Source organism: Pseudomonas sp. AK106 (assembly GCF_053903055.1).
Genome location: NZ_CP096426.1, coordinates 4,507,958 through 4,527,628, shown reverse-complemented (window position 1 = coordinate 4,527,628; position 19,671 = coordinate 4,507,958). Strand labels below are relative to the sequence as shown.

Sequence of the window (19,671 nt, the reverse complement as noted above, 5' to 3'; positions counted from 1 at the left end):
CCTACTCCGGAGTAGTGCGATGAAAAGCCAAAAGGCTGTTTCGCTGTTTTTCTCGATCGCGGTCATCGGTGCGTGTGCCATGACGGCGCCGGCCGCCTGGGCTGCCCAAGGCGCGCTAATGTTTCACGGTAGCGTGGTCAATGCGACGTGCGACGCGCAGGTTTATAGCGCTCCGTCTTCAACCGGCTCCTTTAATACCTTGCCAGCCGACACTTATCTCACCTTGGGCGCAAGCCGTGGTGATGACGCGTGCGCTCAGCGAGTCGGGCCCGTGCAGGTGACTTACAACGCGCTGTCCGCAGCTGGGTCGGATGCTCACGCGGGCATCGTCACGCTGACTTATCCATAAGCGCTTTCGCGCTCACCCGAAGTTATCTGCTGACGAACCCGGCTCAATCGAGCCGGGTTTTTTGTGGGTGAACGCTTTAAAGGGGCTCGTCTGCGGCCAGGCCTTTCGGGGCACCGTGCAAACGTTCGCCTCAGGTTTTCTGAGGACGTAATGCCGCAAGCCGCGGCCTGCTTGGGGTCTGACACAGAAGCGTCACCTCCTACTGAAAGGTCCCACACGCGCAACTGTGTTTTCAATCCAAAAGAGGTAGATCGCCTGACAGCCGACCTTGAAGACGCTGCTTATAGTTCGTGTCGTCCTTTTGGGCACACACGAATCGACACAAGGAACGTCGTTATATGAAAAAGCTTTCTCTTACCCTGGCTATCGTGGCCGCAATGGGGCTTGGCATTTCCGGGATCGCGAATGCTGCGAACAACGGCAAACTTGTTTTCACCGGTACCCTGACCAATATCACGTGTGACATCGGCGCCGGAACGGGCGCCACCCCTGGCAACAACCCCGGCGAGATCAACGTAGACCTGGGCAACGTCTCGTTTTCCGACATCGGTCTCTTCGCCGACAACAAACTTGAAACCGCATCGCCCATCCAGCTGTTGGTCAATTGCACCGGCGGCGCCTCTCAATACAACACTGTGAACATGCGCTTCGTTGCTCGCCAGGGCAGCGGTCTGGATAACCTCGATCAGAAACTGCTGCGGGCCACCGGCGCGGCGGACGGTGTGGGCATCGGTCTGCTCAATGCATCCAATCAGTTGATGGACCTGAGCGGCAACGAAACCATCGACACGCCGCTGGTCAAGGACGGTGCCGATGGCGCGACCGCCGAGATCAACTTCGGCGCGGTGTACGTCCTCAACGGCGCGGCCACCAACCCGGGTAATGCCGACGGCTTCCTGCCGTTCGTGATGGATTACCAGTGATGTAGCGGGCGAGCGGGCGTTGCTCGCTCGCCTTCCTGGCGTGTCCACCCCACAGCCCAAGACGGTCTCACCATGTTTCCTGATTTCATTCGCGGCTCGGCCCTATGGCTGGGCCTGCTCCTGGCTGCCCCGGCGCAGGCGGGTATCGTGCTCAACACCACGCGTGTCATCTACCAGGCTACGGACAAGGAAGTCAGTTTCGTTGTGAACAACAGCGGGACGGCTGACATCCTCGCCCAGTCATGGCTCGAAGCGCAGAACGACACCGAGAATCTGCCTTTTGTCGTCACTCCGCCGCTGGCGCGAATGGCGGGCAGTGCCCGGCAAATGATTCGGGTGATCTACGCCGGCGAAGGTTTGCCTCAGGATCGCGAGTCGGTGTTCTGGCTCAACGTCCAGGAGATCCCGCAATCGGCGAAGGATAATCAGCTGCAGATCGCGATTCGTCAGCGCATCAAACTCTTCTACCGGCCCGCCGGTTTGAGTGACGATCCGCTCGACGCTGCCAAAAACCTCAAATGGCGCATGCATGACGGCCAGCTGGAAGTCAGCAATCCGACGTCGTATCACGTTTCGATGATTCAGATCGACGCCCGCCAGCAGGGCAAGACGCTGTTCAAGGCGGACAGCAGGATGCTGGCGCCAAAGCAGACCGTTCAATTGCCGCTCACTCAATCGGCCAGTGGTCACGCGGTGGACCTGCGGTTCATCAGCATCAACGATTTCGGCGCGCAGGAGCCGTACACCGCAAAGGTGTCCGGTGGCCAGACGACTCAAGCCATCAAGGCCGCCAACGTCATCACCCGGGCCGAGTAGCCACTCAGTCGCGGGCCGGATTTTACCCAGGTCTTTCTTCGGTCGCAGTCATGCGGCTCCAGCGCCTTGCGCCTGCCAAACATGATTTGCCAGCGCGTCGGAATCGAGAACACGAGTGAAACCAGCCAATGGAACCCCGAGATCACACCCAGGGAGATGCACGGATCGCAGCATGCTCGTCCCGCATCGACCGCAGACATCTGGCACACCTGCCTGTCCGGATCAGCCCCCTGGCGAGGATTATTCTTGCCTCGGCAGGCATGGCACTGGCCTCATCCGCGACTGCAATGACTGATCAAAGCAGCGCCGCGACCGATGTGAAATTCAACACCTCGTTCATCCAGGGCACCGATCAGCCTGCTGATCTCGCGACCTTTTTGCACGGTAACAGCGTGGTCCCCGGGACCTATCGGGTGGATGTCTACGTCAATCGTGTGCTGAGCGGGCGGCGTGACATCAGCTTCATCGCCAACCCTGCAAAAGGCACCGTCGAGGCCTGCCTCACCCTGGACATGCTTCGCCAGTTCGGCATGAATCCGGAGGCTGTGCACGCCGGCGATGCCTCGTCGACGGAATGTTTCGATCTCCCGGCGCGGGTCGAATTCGCCCGCGTCGACTACCAGCCGGCGAGCCTGCGTCTGAACATCAGCATTCCCCAGGCCATGATGTTGCGCAGCGCTCGCGGCTACGTGCCGCCGGAGTTATGGGACGAGGGCGAGACGGTCGGTTTCGTCAATTACAACTTCAGCGGCGCGCGCCGTACCCGCAGTGGCCAGGGTCGCTCTCACGCCCAGGATCAGTATTACCTGAGCCTGCGCAACGGCGTGAACCTCGGTGCCTGGCGACTGCGCAACGAGTCCTCGTTGACCTATGGCAATGATCAGCCGTACCGCTTTCGCAGCAACCGGACGTTCGTGCAGCACGACCTCACGGCAATGAAAGGCCAGCTTACCCTGGGCGAAACCTTTACCGATTCGCAAGTCTTCGACAGCGTTCGATTCCTTGGCGCCATGGTGATGTCCGACGAGGGCATGCTGCCCGACAGCGAGCGGATTTTCGCGCCGGTCATTCGTGGCATCGCCGACACCAACGCGTTGGTGGAAGTGCGTCAGAACGGTTTCATGCTGTACAGCGGCAACGTCTCGCCGGGCCCGTTCGAAATCACCGACATCTATCCCAGCGGGTCGAACGGCGATCTGGAAGTGACGGTGGTCGAAGCCGACGGCAGCAAGCGCGTGTTCGTCCAGGCCTACGCATCGCTGCCCATCATGGTGCCCAAAGGCGCGTTGCGTTACAGCCTCGCCGCCGGCCAATACGACAGCAACACCGAGGACGGTCTCTCTCCCGGCTTCACCTCCGGCACCGTGGTATACGGCCTGACCGAGCGGGTAACGGCAGCGGGCGGCGTGCAAATCGCCGAGGATTACCAGGCCGGCAACATCGGGGCGGGTGTTAACACCGGGCTCGGCGCGGTGTCGCTGGACGTGACCCAGTCCCTCAGCCGCCAGCGTGAGCAACGCTACAGCGGGCAGAGCCTGCGGGTGCGCTACGCCAACACGCTGGACCTGACCCAAACCACCCTCGCCGTGGCCGGCTATCGCTATTCAACGAATCAATACCTGACGTTCGACGACCATGTGGATGCGTTGCAGGCGCGTGACGGATCCGCCAGCGCGCGGGCCAAGGATCGCCTCGAAATCAGCCTGACCCAATCGCTGCCGGCGCAGGGCGCGTCGCTAAGCTTTACCGGATCCGAACAACGTTACTGGGACCGGGGCAGCAAGACGCGCCAGTTTTTTCTGTCGTGGAACTCGGCGTGGCGCAGCCTCAGTTACAGCCTGTCGGTCGAGCGTAACCAGACCTTCGAGCGCAGCGGAGACAATCGATCGGACAACCGTGTCGCGCTGACATTGAGCCTGCCGCTGGGGAGCGAATCCGGTTCGTCGCGGGTGTTCGGGAATGCCGTTCGCGACAGCTCTGGCGCGTCCAGCGTGCAGTCGGGCCTCAACGGGCAACTCTTCGACGACCGCAACAGCTTCTACTCGGTACAGGCGGGTCACGACAGTGAGTCGGGGTCGTCAGGGTTTGGCAAGCTCAGCACCACCACGGCCTACGGGCGTTTCGATGCGGGCTACGGACAGGGCAGGGACTATCAGGCGTTGAGCCTGGGCGCTTCGGGTTCGGTGGTTGCTCACGGCGGCGGGGTCAATTTCGGCCAGCCCCTGGGCGAGACCTTCGCGCTGGTGCAGGTAAAAGACGTCAGCGGTGCGCGGCTGAGCAATTTCAGCAACGTCGAAACCGCCGATAACGGCTATGCGATCCTGCCTTACGCCCAGCCCTATCGAACCAATTGGGTCAACCTCGATACTCGCCAGTTGGGCGCCGATGTTGAGCTGGAAAATGCCGTGGACCAAGTCGTGCCCCGACGCGGCGCGGCTCCCCTGATCAGCTTTCGCACGGCAATCGGCCGGCGTGTGCAATTCGAACTGGTGCGGGCCGATGGCAGCCGCTTGCCCATGGGCGCAGCGGTGGAAGACGAGCAGGGCAAGCCGCTGGCAACCGTCGACCCCAGCGGGCGTGCGCTGGTGCTGAGCGAGCGGGACAGCGGCGAACTCACTGTCAAATGGACCGATCAGCAGTGCCGTGCATCGTTCGTGCTGCCGCCCAAGGAAGCCCATCGCAGCTACGATCGCCTGAAGGTGCAATGCCTATGAAACGCGCCTGTCTGTCAGGGTTATTTCTGGCCGTGATCAGCGGCATGGCCCAAGGCGCGGTCTCGCTGTCAGGTACCCGATTGATCTTCGACGGTCGCGATAACGAGGCGACGATCGAGGTCAGCAATCGCAGTGATGCCGAGGCCTTGATTCAGGCCTGGCTCGATGCGCCCCGCAGCGACGATCAGCCAGGCGATGGGCGTGCGGCCGACCTGCCGTTCGCGTTGACCCCGCATCTGGTGCGCCTGCCAGCCAAGGGCAAGCAGACCCTGCGCCTGCTGTATGAAGGCATCGGCATGCCCCAGGACCGGGAATCGATGCTGCACCTGTTCGTGCTGGAAATCCCTCGGCGCAGCCCGGCGGTTCAGCAGTTGAGCATTGCCATCCGCCAGCGCATCAACGTGTTCTATCGGCCAGCGGGGCTGACCGGCGACCCGGCGGATGCGGCACAAACGCTCCTCTGGCAACGCGCGCCATCGGTGAGCGAAACACTTTCGGTGCGCAACCCGACGCCGTATCACGTTTCGCTGCTGGACCTGCGCCTCAATGGAATCGAGGTCGCAGACCACCGGTTGCTGGCGCCTTTTTCGGACGCATCGCTGCCCCTCCCTGTCCTCGGCACAAAAGTCCCGGTGCCCTTCATCCTGAGTTTCAAGGCCATGACTGATTACGGCGGACAGCGCGATTACTGTGCGCCGCTTCAGGGAGGGCAGCCGTTTACGGTGCCGCTGCGCACGCCGGATTCACACTCACCCATAGGGAAATGCTGACATGAAAAGAACCATCATCCGAGGGTGGTTGACGTTGCTGACGACGCCGCTGCTGATGCTGTTGATGCCCGGCTGCGCACTGGCGCTGACCTGCAAGACCCAGGGCGCCGGCGAGACGGTGGTGCGCGCGGACCTCGGCAGCACCGTCGCCATCCCGGCGAATCTGCCCGATGGCAGCGCGGTCTGGCGTTCGGAGCGACTGAACCTTGCCGTCGAATGTGCGAGGGACGAACCGGGTGGTCCCGAGGATGTGTTGATTTATCTGAACCCTGACAACCTGCAGATCGGACAAGGCATTCGCGCCGGACTCACGTTGAGCGGCGTCGACTTCGTGCAAACCAGCGGGCGTATTCCCACGCGTCAGCAAGCCCCGGCCTGCACGGAGGCACGCTCGGCCTGCCCGAGCGTCGCGTTCAACCTGGCGTTTTCGGTGTTCATCCAGAAGTACGGTCCGACCCCGCCCTCCGGCGTTGCCAGTGATCTGCACGACTATCGATTGTTCCAGCTCGACGCTGGCAAAGGGCAGAGTCCGGGGGGAGACCGCACGCTCAGCTACGTCATCAACAACCTTGAAGGGCTGCGCTTCGTCGCCTGCGATGCTGAGTTGCGGGTCATGCCCGAGACCGTGGATTTCGGCGACGTGGCCATCCGCAACGTGCGGGTGGGAGAAGTCGCCACCTTTCAGCGCTTCGCCCTGGCGACCAGCCGCACCTGCGAATCGCCGTTCAGCCTCAATGCGCGCATCACGCCGGTGTCTGGAACACTCAAGGGCGACGTGCTGGTGCCCATCAACAACGACAGCATCGGCGTTCGCATCACCCATGCCCGGGACAGCTCGCCCGTGCCGTTCCTCGAACCCTTCCACCTGACCGATCTGCTGGAGGGCAATTACTCGGAGACCGCTGACTTCAACGCCGAGCTGCTCTGGCAAACCAGTAAGCCGACCGCAGGCCCGTTTTCGGCGGAAGTGATGGTGGATCTGTTCTACAAATAGGCGCGCCCAGCCGGTCTGTTGGCAGAAGCGATCCGCTGGCGATTAAGGTATGCTGCGCGGCCCTCGGGCGCCGCCCGTATTCTCGAACGTCTGCCATTCCGGAGCTTTCATGACCACCCCCGAACACACGCCCGCTCCTGATGCTCGTGATTCGCACGCTTCGGTCGACGCCAACGCTGCGGCGGCGGACGCAAAACCTGCGATCCCGGCCTTCAGCTTCCCGTTCAAACCGGGCGAGCTGTTGCAGGCCAAGAAGGACCAGCAGCACTACAAAGGCTCGGGCAAATCGAACCACGACAAGCGTCCGGGCGTCGCACCATCAGGCACCCGTCGGTCGATGGGCAAGCGCTGATCACACCTTCGCTGGCGCGCACGGCAGGGTCATCCGACCCCCGCCGTGGTCATGCTTCGTTACGAAAACTGTCCTGATACTGAGCCTTACTTCTCCGGCAACGTGGTGACGTTATCCCATTCGGTGATCACCGCTTTCTTGTTCTTGCGGTCGTAGAGGCACAGCTCGGTGCCCGTCTTGTTCTTCATGAACGCCTGTTTGTACTGGCCTTTGATCAACAGCGCGTTGAAGCCGACGCTGTCATCGAAGGCCGCATCGGCGCCGGCAGGTTTGGCATTCTTCAGGGAGCTGGCGCTGACACAACTGTCGACCAGGGTTTTGTTGAAGCCGGCCCAGGCGTCCGGGCTGGAGGCATTGGCCTGGCCGGCGGCGCAGGCGGTGAGAACGAGTAACAGCGCGACGTGCATCTTCATGGGTAGGGCTCTCCATGGCATGAGGGGGGAACGCGTCTCGGCGCAGATTCAGCGCGGTTCGAGTTCGTGGCGCTGAATATATTGCATACCGGCGCGCTCATACAGTCGGCGTGCGCCCAGGTTGCTTTCCATCACCTTGAGATCGACGTGGCCTTCGCCCCGCTGGCGGAAGGCCGAGAACGCCTGATTCAGCAACGCCAGACCCAGGCCTTGACGGTGCGCGCGCGGGTGAACCACCAGATTGCGGATGAACGCGCTGGTCCAGCATTGCGCCACGGCCACCACGCCTTGAGCATCCTCCACAACTAAACACAGCGCCTGGTCAAACTCGGGATCCGTCTCGAAGGCGTCCAGCCAGGTGGCATAGTCGGGCACCCGGCCGCCGCCGTATTCGCGTCCCAGCATCAGCAATTGATGAACCGCCGGGGCGTTCTGCGCACTGAGCTCAACGGGCCGCACACCAGCGGGCCAGACCGCATCATCATTGGCCGGGGCAAGGTGGCGGCGCATCAGCCAGTAGTGCGCGGTGGAGGCATCGCCTGCGGCCGGACTCAGATTCCCTGAGCTTCGACCGTGCGGGCGGCTTCGATCAAGCATCGTGTCAGCTCGGGCGAGGAGAACTTGGTCAGAACAGCGTTGGCGCCGGCGGCATTGGCCTTCTCGGCGTTCATCGCGCTGTCCAGTGAAGTGTGCAGCAGGACGTACAGCTCCTGGAAGTCCGGGGTCTCCCGAAGCGTGCGGGTGAGCGCGTAGCCGTCCATCTCCGACATCTCGATGTCGGACACCAGGACGTTGATCTGCTTCGCCGTGCCTTGCAGTTCAAGTAACTGATCAATGGCTTCCCGCGCGCTGCGGGCGGTGTGGCATTCGATGCCCAGGTTGCGCAGGGTGATCACCGATTGTTGCAGCGCCACCTGACTGTCATCGACCACCAGAATGCGCGCCTTGGCCAGCACGGCAGCGTCTTCGGTACTCAGCTCGGCACGTTCGGCGACGATCCGCGCCGGCGCGATGCCGTGAATGACCTTCTCGATGTCCAGCACCTGAACCAGCGTCCCGTCCACCTGCGTCACGCCGGTGATGAACGACTTGTTGCCGGAGCCGAAGGGTGGCGGGCGAATGTCAGTGGTCAGGCAGTGAACGATCTTGCTGACGGCCTGTACATGCAACCCCTGCTTGGAGCGGCTGACATCGGTGACGATCAGGCAGCCGCCATCCGGGTCCACCAACGGACGCTCGCCAATCGCGCGACTCAGGTCAATCACCGACAGCGGGTTGCCGCGCAGGGTCGCGACGCCTTTGACGTGCGGGTGGGATTCGGGCAAGCGCGTGAGGGGAGGGCAGGGGATGATTTCACTGACCTTGAGCAGGTTGATCGCCATCAGCTTTCCGCTGCGTAACGTGAACAGCAGAAGCGAGAGTGAATCTGCGCGGACGTTCTTGGACATATAAACCTTCTGTGATGCGTTGCCTGGCCGCGTGGAATCGGCCAAAAGCTTTCGATGACGGTTTATCGACCTGCGCAAGTCAGGCTTTAACCCTTTCGACCTGAAGGCTCATTTCGGTGCACATCCTGCACAGTCAAATTGACCTCGTCAGGGTCATTTTGACACGCAATGCGAGGAGTCAAATTGATTCAATCTCTACGCCGAGGCCGGTTTCAGGGGGTCGAACAGCTGGCACGGTTCATGAACTGCCGAGGTATTGCCAGCTCATTCTATCTCAGGAGTTTTCTATGTTGTCTGCATCGGATCGTGCCATCGTCAAGTCGACAGTGCCACTGCTGGAAAGCGGGGGCGAAGCGCTGATCACCCATTTCTACAAAATGCTGCTCGATCGATACCCGCAGGTGCGTCCACTGTTCAATCAGGCCCACCAAGTGAGCGGCGATCAGCCACGCGCGCTGGCGAACGGCGTATTGATGTATGCGCGGCACATCGATCAGCTTGATCAGCTGGGCGATCTGGTCGCCAAGATCATCAACAAGCACGTGGCACTGCAGATCCTTCCCGAGCACTACCCTCTCGTCGGGGAATGTCTGCTTGAGTCCATTCGCGACGTGTTGGGTGCCGAGATCGCCACTGACGAGGTGATTACGGCGTGGGGCAACGCCTACGGCCAGCTCGCCGACATTTTGATCGGTGCAGAAAAAGCCATCTACGACGAGAAGGCCCAGGCAGTGGGCGGCTGGCGCGGCGCACGGGAATTCAAGGTCGTCGCCAAGACACCGGAGAGCGCAGAAATTACCTCGTTCTACTTCGCCCCCGCAGACGGCCAGCCGATTCTGCAATTCACTGCCGGCCAGTACATCGGCCTGCAACTGCAGGTGGGGGGCGACGAAATCCGCCGGAACTACTCGCTGTCAGCGCTTGCGGGGAACAATCAGTACCGCATCAGCGTCAAGCGCGAGCCTGGCGGCGTTGCCTCCAATTACCTTCACGATCACCTGCAGCTGGGGGACAGCATCAATCTGTTTCCGCCGTCAGGGGAATTCATCCTGACCCACAGCGACAAACCGCTGGTGTTGATCAGCGGCGGCGTCGGCATCACGCCGACCCTGGCGATGCTGGAAGCCGCGCTGCATACCCAGCGTCCGATCTACTTCATCCACTGCGCTCGCAATGGTTCGGTGCACGCGTTTCGCGACTGGATCGAAAACCTCGCCACCCGGCATCCCCAACTCAAGCGTTTCTACTGCTACGCGCAAGATGATGGCGTAAGCCACGCGCCCCATGGGACAGGGCTTCTCGATCAGACGCGGCTGGAACAGTGGCTTCCGGAGAACCGGGATGTTGACGCCTACTTTCTGGGGCCCAAAGGCTTCATGTCTGCGATCAAGCGTGAATTGAAAACGGCGGGCGTACCCGATGCGCAGACGCATTACGAATTCTTCGGTCCTGCCTCGGCGCTGGAATGATCGCTGCGACAATTAGACGCATCCTACATATATATAGAAGGAGTTCGCGCGGCGATGCGCGTCTGCGACAAAAAGCCGCACTCTTCTACATATAAGCAAGGTGTCAGGCCGGGTGGGGGCTGTGTATGGGGATGTTAACGCTCAGGTAATGCGCAAGTGTCCACCATTGCGCCGGTTGCGGTGCCGGGCGTTGGCCTGCTGCTGTTGTGCGGCGGCGGGCGTTCTGTGAACGGACGGGCACGACGGTGGTAGAATCGCCGGCTTTCCGGGGCGTCCGGGCCGCAACACAACGCATCCGTCGATCCGGATGACTCCAATTCAAAGGATATGTGAATGACTGACGAGATGGTGTACCTGCGGCGTGAAAAGCAGCTTCTGGTGGTGCTCGGGATCATCTGCCTGGCCCTGATCGGCGGCGCCCTTTACATGCAGGTGGTGCTGGGCGAAGCGCCTTGCCCGCTGTGCATTCTGCAACGGTATGCGCTGTTGTTCATCGCGGTGTTTGCGTTCATCGGCGCAGCGATGCCCGGGCGTCTGAGCCTGACGATCTGTGAAGCGCTGGTCACCTTGAGCGCAGTGGGCGGCCTCGTTGCAGCGGGGCGTCATGTGTATATCCAGACCCATCCGACAGAGAGCTGCGGCATCGACGTGCTTCAGCCGATCGTCGACGGTCTGCCTCTGGCGTCGCTATTTCCGCTAGGCTTTCAGGTAGGTGGTTTCTGCGAGACGCCATATCCGCCAGTTCTCGGTTTGTCTCTGGCGCAGTGGGCATTGGTAGCGTTTGTTCTGACTGTCGTGCTGGTTCCGGCGGGAATCATTCGTAACAGGATGAAAGCACGCTGATTACAAAGTGTTGCGTAACAAAGCCCCTGTGATCCTCCACGGGAACCGAGGCTTTCCGCCTTTTCAGGGTGCGACATAACACCGCATTTTTACCGATTCCGAAATTAACTGTTGCGCAGAAACTTATAGTCAATAAAACTTTACGTATCTACAATCGCCCCCAATTCACGCCCCCCCTCATTTGCGGGACGGTGTAAATCGAGGTTATTGAGCGTCTTTTCGCTCTAGTAGACGCGGTTCGAATGGCCTCCTGAGTCACGTTCTGAATGTCTGCGCCAAAGGATCTGGTCCGCATTAGCGGGTGCCACCATTCGAATAAGAAACCAAAGCTCAACCCGGATTTGTTGTGAGGCCCACATGCTTCCTGACAGGCCCCTTTTCAATCCAAGCATTTGCCAGCACCTGGCAGGGTGAAGTGTTGGCGGTCGAAACCCAACTGCGATGCGAAAGCTGCTTTTAGAGGTCGTGAGATGAGTAAAAAAAGGTACCCCAGGTTTTTTGGCTTCTTGGCCCTTTTCAGCATGCTCCTGCTCAGCGGGTGCGATTACACCCTGCTGGATCCCAAAGGGCATGTCGGCGTTCAAGAGCGTGACCTGATCATCACTGCTACCTTGCTGATGCTTTTGGTAGTGGTGCCGGTCATTTTCATGACCATCATCTTCGCCTGGAAGTATCGCGCTACGAACAAGAGCGCGACGTACACGCCTGACTGGGCGCATTCGACCCGCATTGAACTGGTGGTCTGGCTGGTTCCATTGGCCATCATCATCGTGCTCGGCTACGTGACCTACAAGTCGACCCACGCGCTGGATCCTTACCGCCCGCTCGAGTCGGACGTCAAGCCGCTGACCATTGAAGTGGTCGCGCTGGACTGGAAGTGGCTGTTCATCTATCCGGAACAGGGCATCGCCACCGTCAACAAGATCGTGTTCCCGGCCAACACGCCGATCAATTTCCGCATCACGTCCGATTCGGTCATGAACTCGTTCTTCATCCCTGCACTGGGCGGCCAGATCTACGCGATGGCCGGCATGCAGACCAAGCTGCACTTGATCGCCAATGAAAACGGCGAGTTCGATGGCATCTCCGCCAACTACAGTGGCGCAGGTTTCACCGGCATGAAGTTCAAGGCGACAGCCACCTCACAGGCTGATTTCGACACCTGGGTTGCCGACGTCAAGAATTCACCTAAAACACTGGCAACGGCCGAATACGCCGCGCTGGCCAAGCCTAGCGAACGTAACCCCGTTGAACTCTACTCCTCGGTCACTCCGAACCTGTTCCAGATCATCATCGACAAGTATGAAGGTATGAAGCCGGGCAAGATTGTCCATGAGAAGAAAGAAGTAGCAGGTACGGAAGGGATGGACATGGGTAAGCAGTCAGCTGCGCAGGCAGAGGAGTAAGCAATGTTTGGTAAATTAAGTCTGGACGCGATTCCGTTCCACGAGCCGATAGTCATGATCACGGTCGCCATGATCGCGATCGGTGGCGCGGCGTTGTTGGGCCTGATCACGTACTTCAAGAAATGGACTTACCTCTACACCGAGTGGCTGACGTCCGTCGACCACAAGAAAATCGGTGTCATGTACATCATCATTGCAATGGTCATGCTGCTGCGCGGCTTTGCCGACGCCGTACTGATGCGTTCGCAATTGGCCATGGCCACTGAAGGCTCGCCCGGCTACCTGCCGCCTGAGCACTATGACCAGATCTTCACCGCTCACGGTGTGATCATGATCATCTTCATGGCGATGCCTTTCTTCACCGGCCTGATGAACATCGTCGTGCCTCTGCAGATCGGCGCTCGCGACGTTGCCTTCCCGTTCCTGAACTCCTTGAGCCTCTATCTGCTGATCTCCGGCGTGATTCTGGTGAACGTGTCTCTGGGCGTCGGCGAGTTCGCACGTACTGGCTGGGTTGCCTATCCACCGCTTTCCGAACTCGGCTATAGCCCGGGCGTGGGTGTGGATTACTACATCTGGGCACTGCAGCTCTCAGGACTGGGGACGACGTTAACCGGGGTTAACTTCCTGGTCACCGTTCTGAAGATGCGTACCCCTGGCATGAAACTGATGGACATGCCGATCTTCACCTGGACCTGCACCTGGGCCAACGTCCTGATCGTGGCTTCGTTCCCGATCCTGACCGGCACCCTGGCGTTCCTGACCCTCGACCGTTACCTGGACTTCCACATCTTCACGAACGAGTTGGGTGGTAACCCGATGATGTACGTGAACCTGTTCTGGGCGTGGGGTCACCCTGAGGTCTACATCCTGATTCTGCCGGCGTTCGGGGTCTTCTCCGAAGTCATCTCGACCTTCACCGGCAAGCGTCTGTTCGGCCACCACTCGATGATCTACGCCTCCGGTGCGATCTCGATTCTGGGCTTCATGGTCTGGCTGCACCACTTCTTCACCATGGGTTCGGGTGCAAGCGTCAACGCCTTCTTCGGTCTGGCGACGATGCTGATTTCCATCCCGACGGGTGTGAAGCTGTTCAACTGGCTGTTTACGATTTACCAGGGCCGTCTGCGCTTCACCGCGCCAGTCATGTGGACCCTGGGCTTCATGGTGACCTTCTCCATCGGTGGTATGACCGGCGTACTGCTGGCTATCCCGGGTGCCGACTTCGTTCTGCACAACAGCCTGTTCGTGATCGCGCACTTCCATAACGTGATCATCGGTGGTGCTGTGTTCGGTTACATCGCCGGCTTCGCGTTCTGGTTCCCTAAAGCGTTCGGCTTCAAGCTGAACGAGAAGTGGGGCAAGGCAGCGTTCTGGTTCTGGATCTCTGGTTTCTACGTCGCCTTCATGCCGCTGTACGCACTGGGCTTCATGGGCATGACCCGTCGTCTGAACACCACTGACAACCCGGACTGGACGCCGTACCTGCACGTCGCGTTCGTGGGTGCTGCACTGATTGCCGTCGGTATCGCCTGCCAGCTGATCCAGATCTACGTGTCTATCCGTGATCGCGAGCAGAACCGCGACCTGACCGGTGACCCATGGAATGGCCACACCCTGGAATGGTCCACTTCGTCGCCACCGCCTTTCTACAACTTTGCAGAAATGCCGAAAGCCAACGAGATCGATCCGTTCTACGCCGCCAAGCGTGATGGCGAGGCGTACAAGGTTCCGGCCAAGTACTCCGACATCCACATGCCGAACAACACGGCGACGGGCATGGTGATGGGCCTCCTGCTGACCGTCTTCGGTTTCGCGATGATCTGGCACATCTTCTGGCTGGCTGCCGTCAGCTTGATCGGTACCATCGTGTACTTCGTGATTCACGCTGCACGTGACGATCAGGGCTACATGGTTCCTGCATCCGAAGTGGCACGCATCGAAGGCGAACAGCATGCGATCCTGGCTCGGGTCCGCAACGGTCAGACAAACACTCCTGTCAACAAGCTGGAGCAGGCATAAACAATGTCGAACTTAGTATTAGATGGTGCGAAGGGTCACGACCACGGTCATGACCACGAGCACGACCATGGTCACCATGACGCCGGCGAGATGAAGATCTACGGTTTCTGGATCTACCTGATGACCGACTGCATTCTGTTTGCGTCGATCTTCGCCATTTACGCGGTACTGGTTAACAACGTAGCGGGTGGCCCTGCGGGCCACGATATCTTCGAGCTGCCATACGTGCTCGGCGAAACCGCCTGCCTGTTGCTCAGCTCGATCACCTACGGCTTCGCCATGCTGGCGATGCACAAGGGCAACAAGTCGGGCGTTCTGGGCTGGTTGTTCGTGACCTTCCTGTTCGGCCTGGGCTTCATCGGCATGGAGATCAACGAGTTCCACCTGCTGATCTCCGAAGGCTACGGTCCTAACCGCAGCGGTTTCCTGTCGGCGTTCTTCACGCTGGTCGGCACCCACGGTCTGCACGTGACCAGCGGCCTGATCTGGATGGCGATCATGATGTACCAGGTCTCCAAGCACGGTCTGACCGGGACCAACCAGACTCGCCTGAGCATGCTCAGCCTGTTCTGGCACTTCCTGGACGTGGTCTGGATCTGCGTGTTCACCGTTGTCTATCTGATGGGGACCATTTAAATGGCGAATTCACATCACTCCAATGACGCTGCCAGCCATGAACCTGCCGCCCACGGCAGCTTCAAGTCGTACATGGTCGGTTTCGTACTGTCGATCATCCTGACCGCGATTCCTTTCGGTCTGGTGATGTTCCCGACGATTTCGAAAGTGGCCACGCTGTGGGTCGTTCTGATCTTCGCAGTCGTGCAGGTTATCGTTCACCTGGTGTACTTCCTGCACCTTGACCGCTCCGCAGCACAGCGCAACAACGTCATCGCGTTTGCCTTCGCTGGCCTTGTGATCGTGCTGCTCGTTGGCTTGAGCACCTGGATCATGTTCAGCATTCACACCGCCATGATGGCGAAGTGAGGAAAACCTGATGTCACTGAAGCACTTTATCCAAATCACCAAACCGGGGATCATTTTCGGTAACGTGCTTTCGGTGGCAGGTGGCTTTTTTCTGGCGTCCAAGGGACATGTCGACATCGGCTTGTTCCTGGCAGCGGTGATCGGGACTTCACTGGTGGTGGCTTCTGGCTGCGTTTTCAACAACTGCATCGATCGCGATATCGATGTGAAGATGGAGCGCACCAAGAATCGGGTGCTGGTGCAAGGGTTGGTGTCAGTGCAACTGGCGCTGATCTACGCCACCGTACTCGGCGTCGTCGGCGTCGGCCTGCTGTACACCAAGGCCAACGCACTGGCGGCGCTGTTTGCCGTGATCGGCTTCGTGATCTACGTCGGCTTCTACAGCCTGTACCTGAAGCGCAGGTCGGTTCATGGCACGTTGGTAGGTAGCCTGTCGGGTGCGATGCCGCCGGTGATCGGTTACGTCGCGGTCAGCAACACCTTCGACCTCGCGGCGTTGACCTTGCTGGTGATGTTCAGCTTGTGGCAGATGCCTCACTCGTACGCCATCGCGATTTTCCGCTTCAATGACTATCGGGCTGCCTCGATTCCGGTCTTGCCGGTCAAGCGTGGTATCCGGGTCGCCAAGCGGCACATCCTGATCTACATCCTGGCTTTCCTGCTGGCGACTTTGATGCTGACCTTCGGCGGTTACGCCGGGCTCAATTATCTGGCCGTTGCAGCGGCGATGGGCATGTACTGGTTGTACATGGCCTGGACCGGCTACAAAGCCAAAGACGACACCGTTTGGGCACGCAAGCTGTTCGTGTTCTCCATCTTCACGATCACAGCCTTGAGCGTGGCCATGTCGCTGGATTTTCAGGTAACTAAGGAACTGTTGGTCACATACGCAGCGCCTTAGTTGCTTGAATGAAACAAAAAAACCCGGTTTCTCGTGAGAGTGACCGGGTTTTTTCTGGGCTGAAGAAACTCAGGGTCTTAGCTGGCCGGGCCTTTTACAGGTGCTTCATCAGCGTCCTTTGCCGGCCCAAGCACGATGGCCAGATGGCGCAAGTCTTCGATCTCCACACTGACGCTTTTCCCGGAAGGGCTGGCGACCAGTGTGCCCAAGGCAAAGACCGTGAAGAAGCGCACCTCATCGGCGTGGCTCAGCAGCTCGCTGAGGTAGCGGCTTGAGCGGTAGGCCTGCATCTGCGCGGGTGACACGTACAAGGTCACCAACTTGCCTTGCAGGCGATCGAAGAACTTGAATTTGAAGCCTGTCCCGTAGCGCTCGACCAGCCCGCCGCCATACAGCACCCGACGCTCATCATTAAGCTGAGCGAACTTGATATGGCGGAAATAAGCGCGCAATGACACTTCACCCTGACCCGGAATGCGCAGGGTCAGCAGTGCAAGCTCTTCCTTGGTCAACGAGGCTTGGGCCTGACGAAAGCTGTCGACCAAACGCTCCAGATTGCTGGTGCGGTTCTGCTTGTCCTGTCTGGCCTTGAGCGCGTCGGCGGGAGGCGTGGCGTCTTCGGGCCTCTCGAGCGGATCGGCGTCAGGCTTATCTGTCGGCGGTGTGGGTTTTGCGCGTTCCTTCGGGGTCGGATCGAAGACATCTATGTAGTCATCCAGCTTGCGCTTGACCTTGCGCAGCTCGCTTTCGGCCTCAGTTTCGGCTTCCTGCACGACCGGCGTTTCGACGGCTTCATCCACCCATTCGCAATCGGCATGATGTTCGTAGTTCGGGTTGGCCCGGTAGTGCGCGGCGACGAAGGTCGGGTGCTCCTGGGGCTTCACGTCATAGCGAACCCCGGTGATTTTGACACCCAGGGCACGGCACGGCTCGGACGAGCACAAAAAGCTGAAGCGCGCCCGAGGCGGCTCTTGAGAAAAGTACTCACGTCGCGCCGCTATGATGGACAGCTCTTGCTGCAGCTCGACGCAAAACGCGCGGGTAATGGTTCTGTTGGTTTTCATGGATACGGCGGGGTCCTGTGCCGAAGTCTTTCTGGCATGCGCACGGTCACTCGTTGGGCATCGCCAGCCATTCGCCGACCACTTTCTTGTAAGCGCCGGTGGCTTTTGAAAGATGCAGCCATTGATCGACATAGGCCTTCCAGGCCACATCATCCCGGGGCAGCAGGTAGGCCTTTTCGCCGTATTGCATGTAGTGCGACGGATTGACCGTGCACAAGCCAGGCATGCGTTTCTGTTGGTACAGCGCTTCGGACGCGTCGGTGATCATCACGTCGGCCTGCTTGTCGAGCAACTGCTGGAAAATGGTTTTGTTGTCGTGGAAGGCCAGACTGGCGTTGGGCAGGTAGGCGTGGGCAAACGCTTCGTTGGTGCCGCCCTGAGGTTCGATCAAGCGAACGCCGGGCTGATTGATCTGCTCGAGGGTCTGGTACTTCGACTCGTCTTCGCAGCGCACCAGCGGGACCTTGCCGTCGATGTCCAGCGTGCTGCTGAACGCCGCCTTCTTCTGTCGCTCCAGGGTGACCGAGATGCCACCGACGGCGATGTCGCATTTGCCGGCCGTGAAGTCGGGCATCAGGGTTTTCCAAGTGGTCGGGACCCACTCGATCTTGACGCCCAGGCTCTGCGCCAGCGACTGAGCCAGCTCGATGTCGATGCCTTCGTACTGGCCGTCAGGCTTGAGAAAGGTGTACGGCTTGTAATCCCCAGTCGTGCAAACGGCCAGTTGACCCTTCTGCATGACGGTGTCCAGGTGCGACGGCGTCTCAGCGGCCTGAGCCTGTGCGATGCTGACCATGCTCAACAGCAAACCGGCGGTGATGCGTGTGTTCATCGAGTCGATCCCTCTGCGTCTAATGCCTGTCTGCCGTTATAGAGGCGGTCGCCGCAGATGGGAAGCGTTATCCAGCGGAGGAGGGCGGGACGTCTTTCGCCTGCTTGGCTGCTTGGCGTGCAGGCCGGGTTTTCGCGCGACGATGGCGATACAGCGCTACGGCCGCGCCCACCACGACCACGCCCAGGAAGATCGGCATTTTATAAGGTTTCAGGTTGCCGAGCATGTTCTCCAGGAAGCCGCCCGCCCAGTAACCCGCAGCCAGGAACAGACTCGCCCAGACCGCCGCGCCGATCAGGTTGATGATCGCGAAGCGGATGGGCGACAAGCGACTCGCGCCGATCACCAGAGGCCCGATCAGGCGCATGCCGTAGAGAAAACGGACCGAGAAAATGGACGCCGTGGGGTAGCGCTTGATCAGGTCCGACACGCGATCGATGGTCGCCTGCTGACGGTGCAAGCGAGGCAGCAGGCGTGGCCCGAAGTAGCGCCCGGTCCAGAACAGTATCTGATCGCCGAGCATCCCGCCCAATGTGGCGTAGATGAGCACTTGCTGCCATTGCAGGACATGCTGGTGTGCCGCCAGCCCGCCGAGGATCAGGATGGTTTCCCCCTCCAGCAGGCAGCCGATGAACACGGCCCAGTACCCGTAGTTTGAAAGCAGATAGTTGAAGTCGATGTGTTCGAACATGGAAGGCCGGTGGTTTTCGGTGAATGAGTGCCTGCTGAAACGTCCAGCAGCGTGCACGCCTCGGGGGCGCATCGCACGGCGTTCGACCGAAGCGGGTCGTCATCGGTTCGGTCGTTGTATGTCGAATCCTCCGTCGCCGCGCCGTCAGGGGAAGGTCTGCGGGTATCCCAGACACTGGATCAGATGATCGTAGACAATTCTCACCCTGCTCGGCACCGGTCCTGACTGCGTTCGGTACACGGAAAGGTACATGGGCGGCGGCGCGGAATGCGGCACCCTACGCGATCGAACAGCCGGGGGATGTGGACATCAACGAGGTCGTACTGGGCTGACTTCGCAGGACTTTTGATGGGGGCAGGGATTGCGGCTGGGGTAGTTAGGGCGCAATACCGCTTTTCAATGCAGCATGAGCCGACAACTCTTCTTCGATAAACGCTGCAATCATCGCTCGGTATACCTTCTCCACCACCTCTGCTGAGGCCCCGCATTCCTCAGCGACCGCTCGCACATTCGCAATTACGTCCTCAACCCGTGAGGGCGCCCTGACCTCTGCAGTCGTCTTTTTAAACGCTGCGGCTTGGTTAACCAGATTCCCACGACGGGCGAGCAATGACACAAGGTCGCGGTCAATGTGGTCGATGTGCCGCCGGACTTCTTCAAGCGGTGTGCAGGTCACCATA

At 59.9% G+C, this 19,671-nt stretch carries 21 protein-coding genes; 14 read left to right on the top strand and 7 right to left on the bottom strand.

The window, feature by feature from the left end:
* Nucleotides 1-19 precede the first annotated feature (19 nt).
* The 7 genes from M1E04_RS20025 to M1E04_RS19995 all read left to right on the top strand — a co-directional run bounded on the left by M1E04_RS20025 (nucleotide 20) and on the right by M1E04_RS19995 (nucleotide 6,918).
* Complete coding sequence (locus M1E04_RS20025; protein ID WP_456291911.1) at nucleotides 20-349, top strand: hypothetical protein; 330 nt, start codon at nucleotides 20-22, stop codon at nucleotides 347-349.
* Between the two features lie 338 nt (nucleotides 350-687).
* Nucleotides 688-1,272, top strand: coding sequence for a fimbrial protein (locus M1E04_RS20020; RefSeq protein WP_456291910.1), 585 nt, complete (start codon nucleotides 688-690; stop codon nucleotides 1,270-1,272).
* A 72-nt stretch (nucleotides 1,273-1,344) separates the two neighbouring features.
* Complete coding sequence (locus M1E04_RS20015) at nucleotides 1,345-2,088, top strand: fimbrial biogenesis chaperone (protein ID WP_192132361.1); 744 nt, start codon at nucleotides 1,345-1,347, stop codon at nucleotides 2,086-2,088.
* A gap of 200 nt (nucleotides 2,089-2,288) precedes the next feature.
* On the top strand, nucleotides 2,289-4,802 hold the full coding sequence (locus tag M1E04_RS20010) for a fimbria/pilus outer membrane usher protein (protein ID WP_456293217.1): 2,514 nt from the start codon (nucleotides 2,289-2,291) through the stop codon (nucleotides 4,800-4,802).
* Complete coding sequence (locus tag M1E04_RS20005; protein ID WP_456291909.1) at nucleotides 4,793-5,572, top strand: fimbrial biogenesis chaperone; 780 nt, start codon at nucleotides 4,793-4,795, stop codon at nucleotides 5,570-5,572. Before M1E04_RS20010 ends, M1E04_RS20005 begins: the two co-directional genes overlap by 10 nt.
* A gap of 1 nt (nucleotide 5,573) precedes the next feature.
* Nucleotides 5,574-6,566 (top strand): fimbrial protein, encoded by a 993-nt coding sequence (locus M1E04_RS20000; protein WP_192132357.1) that lies wholly within the window; start codon nucleotides 5,574-5,576, stop codon nucleotides 6,564-6,566.
* A 109-nt stretch (nucleotides 6,567-6,675) separates the two neighbouring features.
* On the top strand, nucleotides 6,676-6,918 hold the full coding sequence (locus M1E04_RS19995; protein ID WP_192132355.1) for a hypothetical protein: 243 nt from the start codon (nucleotides 6,676-6,678) through the stop codon (nucleotides 6,916-6,918).
* Between the two features lie 86 nt (nucleotides 6,919-7,004).
* Here M1E04_RS19995 and M1E04_RS19990 read toward each other — a convergent pair whose 3' ends face one another.
* The 3 genes from M1E04_RS19990 to M1E04_RS19980 are packed head-to-tail and all read right to left on the bottom strand — an operon-like array spanning nucleotide 7,005 to nucleotide 8,779.
* On the bottom strand, nucleotides 7,005-7,331 hold the full coding sequence (locus M1E04_RS19990; RefSeq protein ID WP_192132353.1) for a hypothetical protein: 327 nt from the start codon (nucleotides 7,329-7,331) through the stop codon (nucleotides 7,005-7,007).
* Between the two features lie 48 nt (nucleotides 7,332-7,379).
* On the bottom strand, nucleotides 7,380-7,841 hold the full coding sequence (locus tag M1E04_RS19985) for a GNAT family N-acetyltransferase (protein WP_192132351.1): 462 nt from the start codon (nucleotides 7,839-7,841) through the stop codon (nucleotides 7,380-7,382).
* Nucleotides 7,842-7,882: 41 nt separating this feature from the next.
* Nucleotides 7,883-8,779 (bottom strand): chemotaxis protein, encoded by an 897-nt coding sequence (locus M1E04_RS19980; protein WP_065990071.1) that lies wholly within the window; start codon nucleotides 8,777-8,779, stop codon nucleotides 7,883-7,885.
* Between the two features lie 287 nt (nucleotides 8,780-9,066).
* Between M1E04_RS19980 and hmpA the strand changes: the two genes are divergently transcribed.
* The 7 genes from hmpA (at nucleotide 9,067) to cyoE (ending at nucleotide 16,404) form a co-directional block, all read left to right on the top strand.
* On the top strand, nucleotides 9,067-10,248 hold the full coding sequence (hmpA, locus tag M1E04_RS19975; protein ID WP_192132349.1) for an NO-inducible flavohemoprotein: 1,182 nt from the start codon (nucleotides 9,067-9,069) through the stop codon (nucleotides 10,246-10,248).
* A gap of 333 nt (nucleotides 10,249-10,581) precedes the next feature.
* A complete protein-coding gene (locus M1E04_RS19970; protein ID WP_065990066.1) occupies nucleotides 10,582-11,091 on the top strand; it encodes a disulfide bond formation protein B in 510 nt (169 codons plus the stop codon).
* A 470-nt stretch (nucleotides 11,092-11,561) separates the two neighbouring features.
* Nucleotides 11,562-12,497 carry a ubiquinol oxidase subunit II gene (gene cyoA, locus M1E04_RS19965; RefSeq protein WP_074886395.1) on the top strand — a complete coding sequence of 312 codons (936 nt, stop codon included), beginning with the start codon at nucleotides 11,562-11,564 and terminating at the stop codon, nucleotides 12,495-12,497.
* 3 nt (nucleotides 12,498-12,500) lie between these two features.
* Nucleotides 12,501-14,519, top strand: coding sequence for a cytochrome o ubiquinol oxidase subunit I (gene cyoB, locus M1E04_RS19960; protein WP_065990059.1), 2,019 nt, complete (start codon nucleotides 12,501-12,503; stop codon nucleotides 14,517-14,519).
* A 3-nt stretch (nucleotides 14,520-14,522) separates the two neighbouring features.
* Nucleotides 14,523-15,155, top strand: a complete 633-nt coding sequence (locus M1E04_RS19955) for a cytochrome o ubiquinol oxidase subunit III (protein ID WP_192132347.1) — start codon at nucleotides 14,523-14,525, stop codon at nucleotides 15,153-15,155.
* Nucleotides 15,156-15,503, top strand: a complete 348-nt coding sequence (cyoD, locus tag M1E04_RS19950) for a cytochrome o ubiquinol oxidase subunit IV (protein ID WP_065990055.1) — start codon at nucleotides 15,156-15,158, stop codon at nucleotides 15,501-15,503. It begins immediately after the preceding gene.
* A 10-nt stretch (nucleotides 15,504-15,513) separates the two neighbouring features.
* A complete protein-coding gene (cyoE, locus tag M1E04_RS19945) occupies nucleotides 15,514-16,404 on the top strand; it encodes a heme o synthase (RefSeq protein WP_192132344.1) in 891 nt (296 codons plus the stop codon).
* Between the two features lie 77 nt (nucleotides 16,405-16,481).
* Here cyoE and M1E04_RS19940 read toward each other — a convergent pair whose 3' ends face one another.
* From M1E04_RS19940 to M1E04_RS19925, 4 genes are all read right to left on the bottom strand, one after another.
* Entirely contained in the window at nucleotides 16,482-17,468 is a 987-nt protein-coding gene (locus M1E04_RS19940) for an ATPase (protein ID WP_456291908.1), read from the bottom strand.
* 46 nt (nucleotides 17,469-17,514) lie between these two features.
* Complete coding sequence (locus tag M1E04_RS19935; RefSeq protein ID WP_456291907.1) at nucleotides 17,515-18,300, bottom strand: transporter substrate-binding domain-containing protein; 786 nt, start codon at nucleotides 18,298-18,300, stop codon at nucleotides 17,515-17,517.
* Between the two features lie 67 nt (nucleotides 18,301-18,367).
* Nucleotides 18,368-18,991 carry a DedA family protein gene (locus M1E04_RS19930; protein WP_065990051.1) on the bottom strand — a complete coding sequence of 208 codons (624 nt, stop codon included), beginning with the start codon at nucleotides 18,989-18,991 and terminating at the stop codon, nucleotides 18,368-18,370.
* Nucleotides 18,992-19,367: 376 nt separating this feature from the next.
* Nucleotides 19,368-19,670: a chorismate mutase gene (locus tag M1E04_RS19925; protein WP_369318888.1), complete on the bottom strand. Its 303-nt coding sequence runs from the start codon at nucleotides 19,668-19,670 to the stop codon at nucleotides 19,368-19,370.
* Nucleotide 19,671 lies beyond the last annotated feature (1 nt).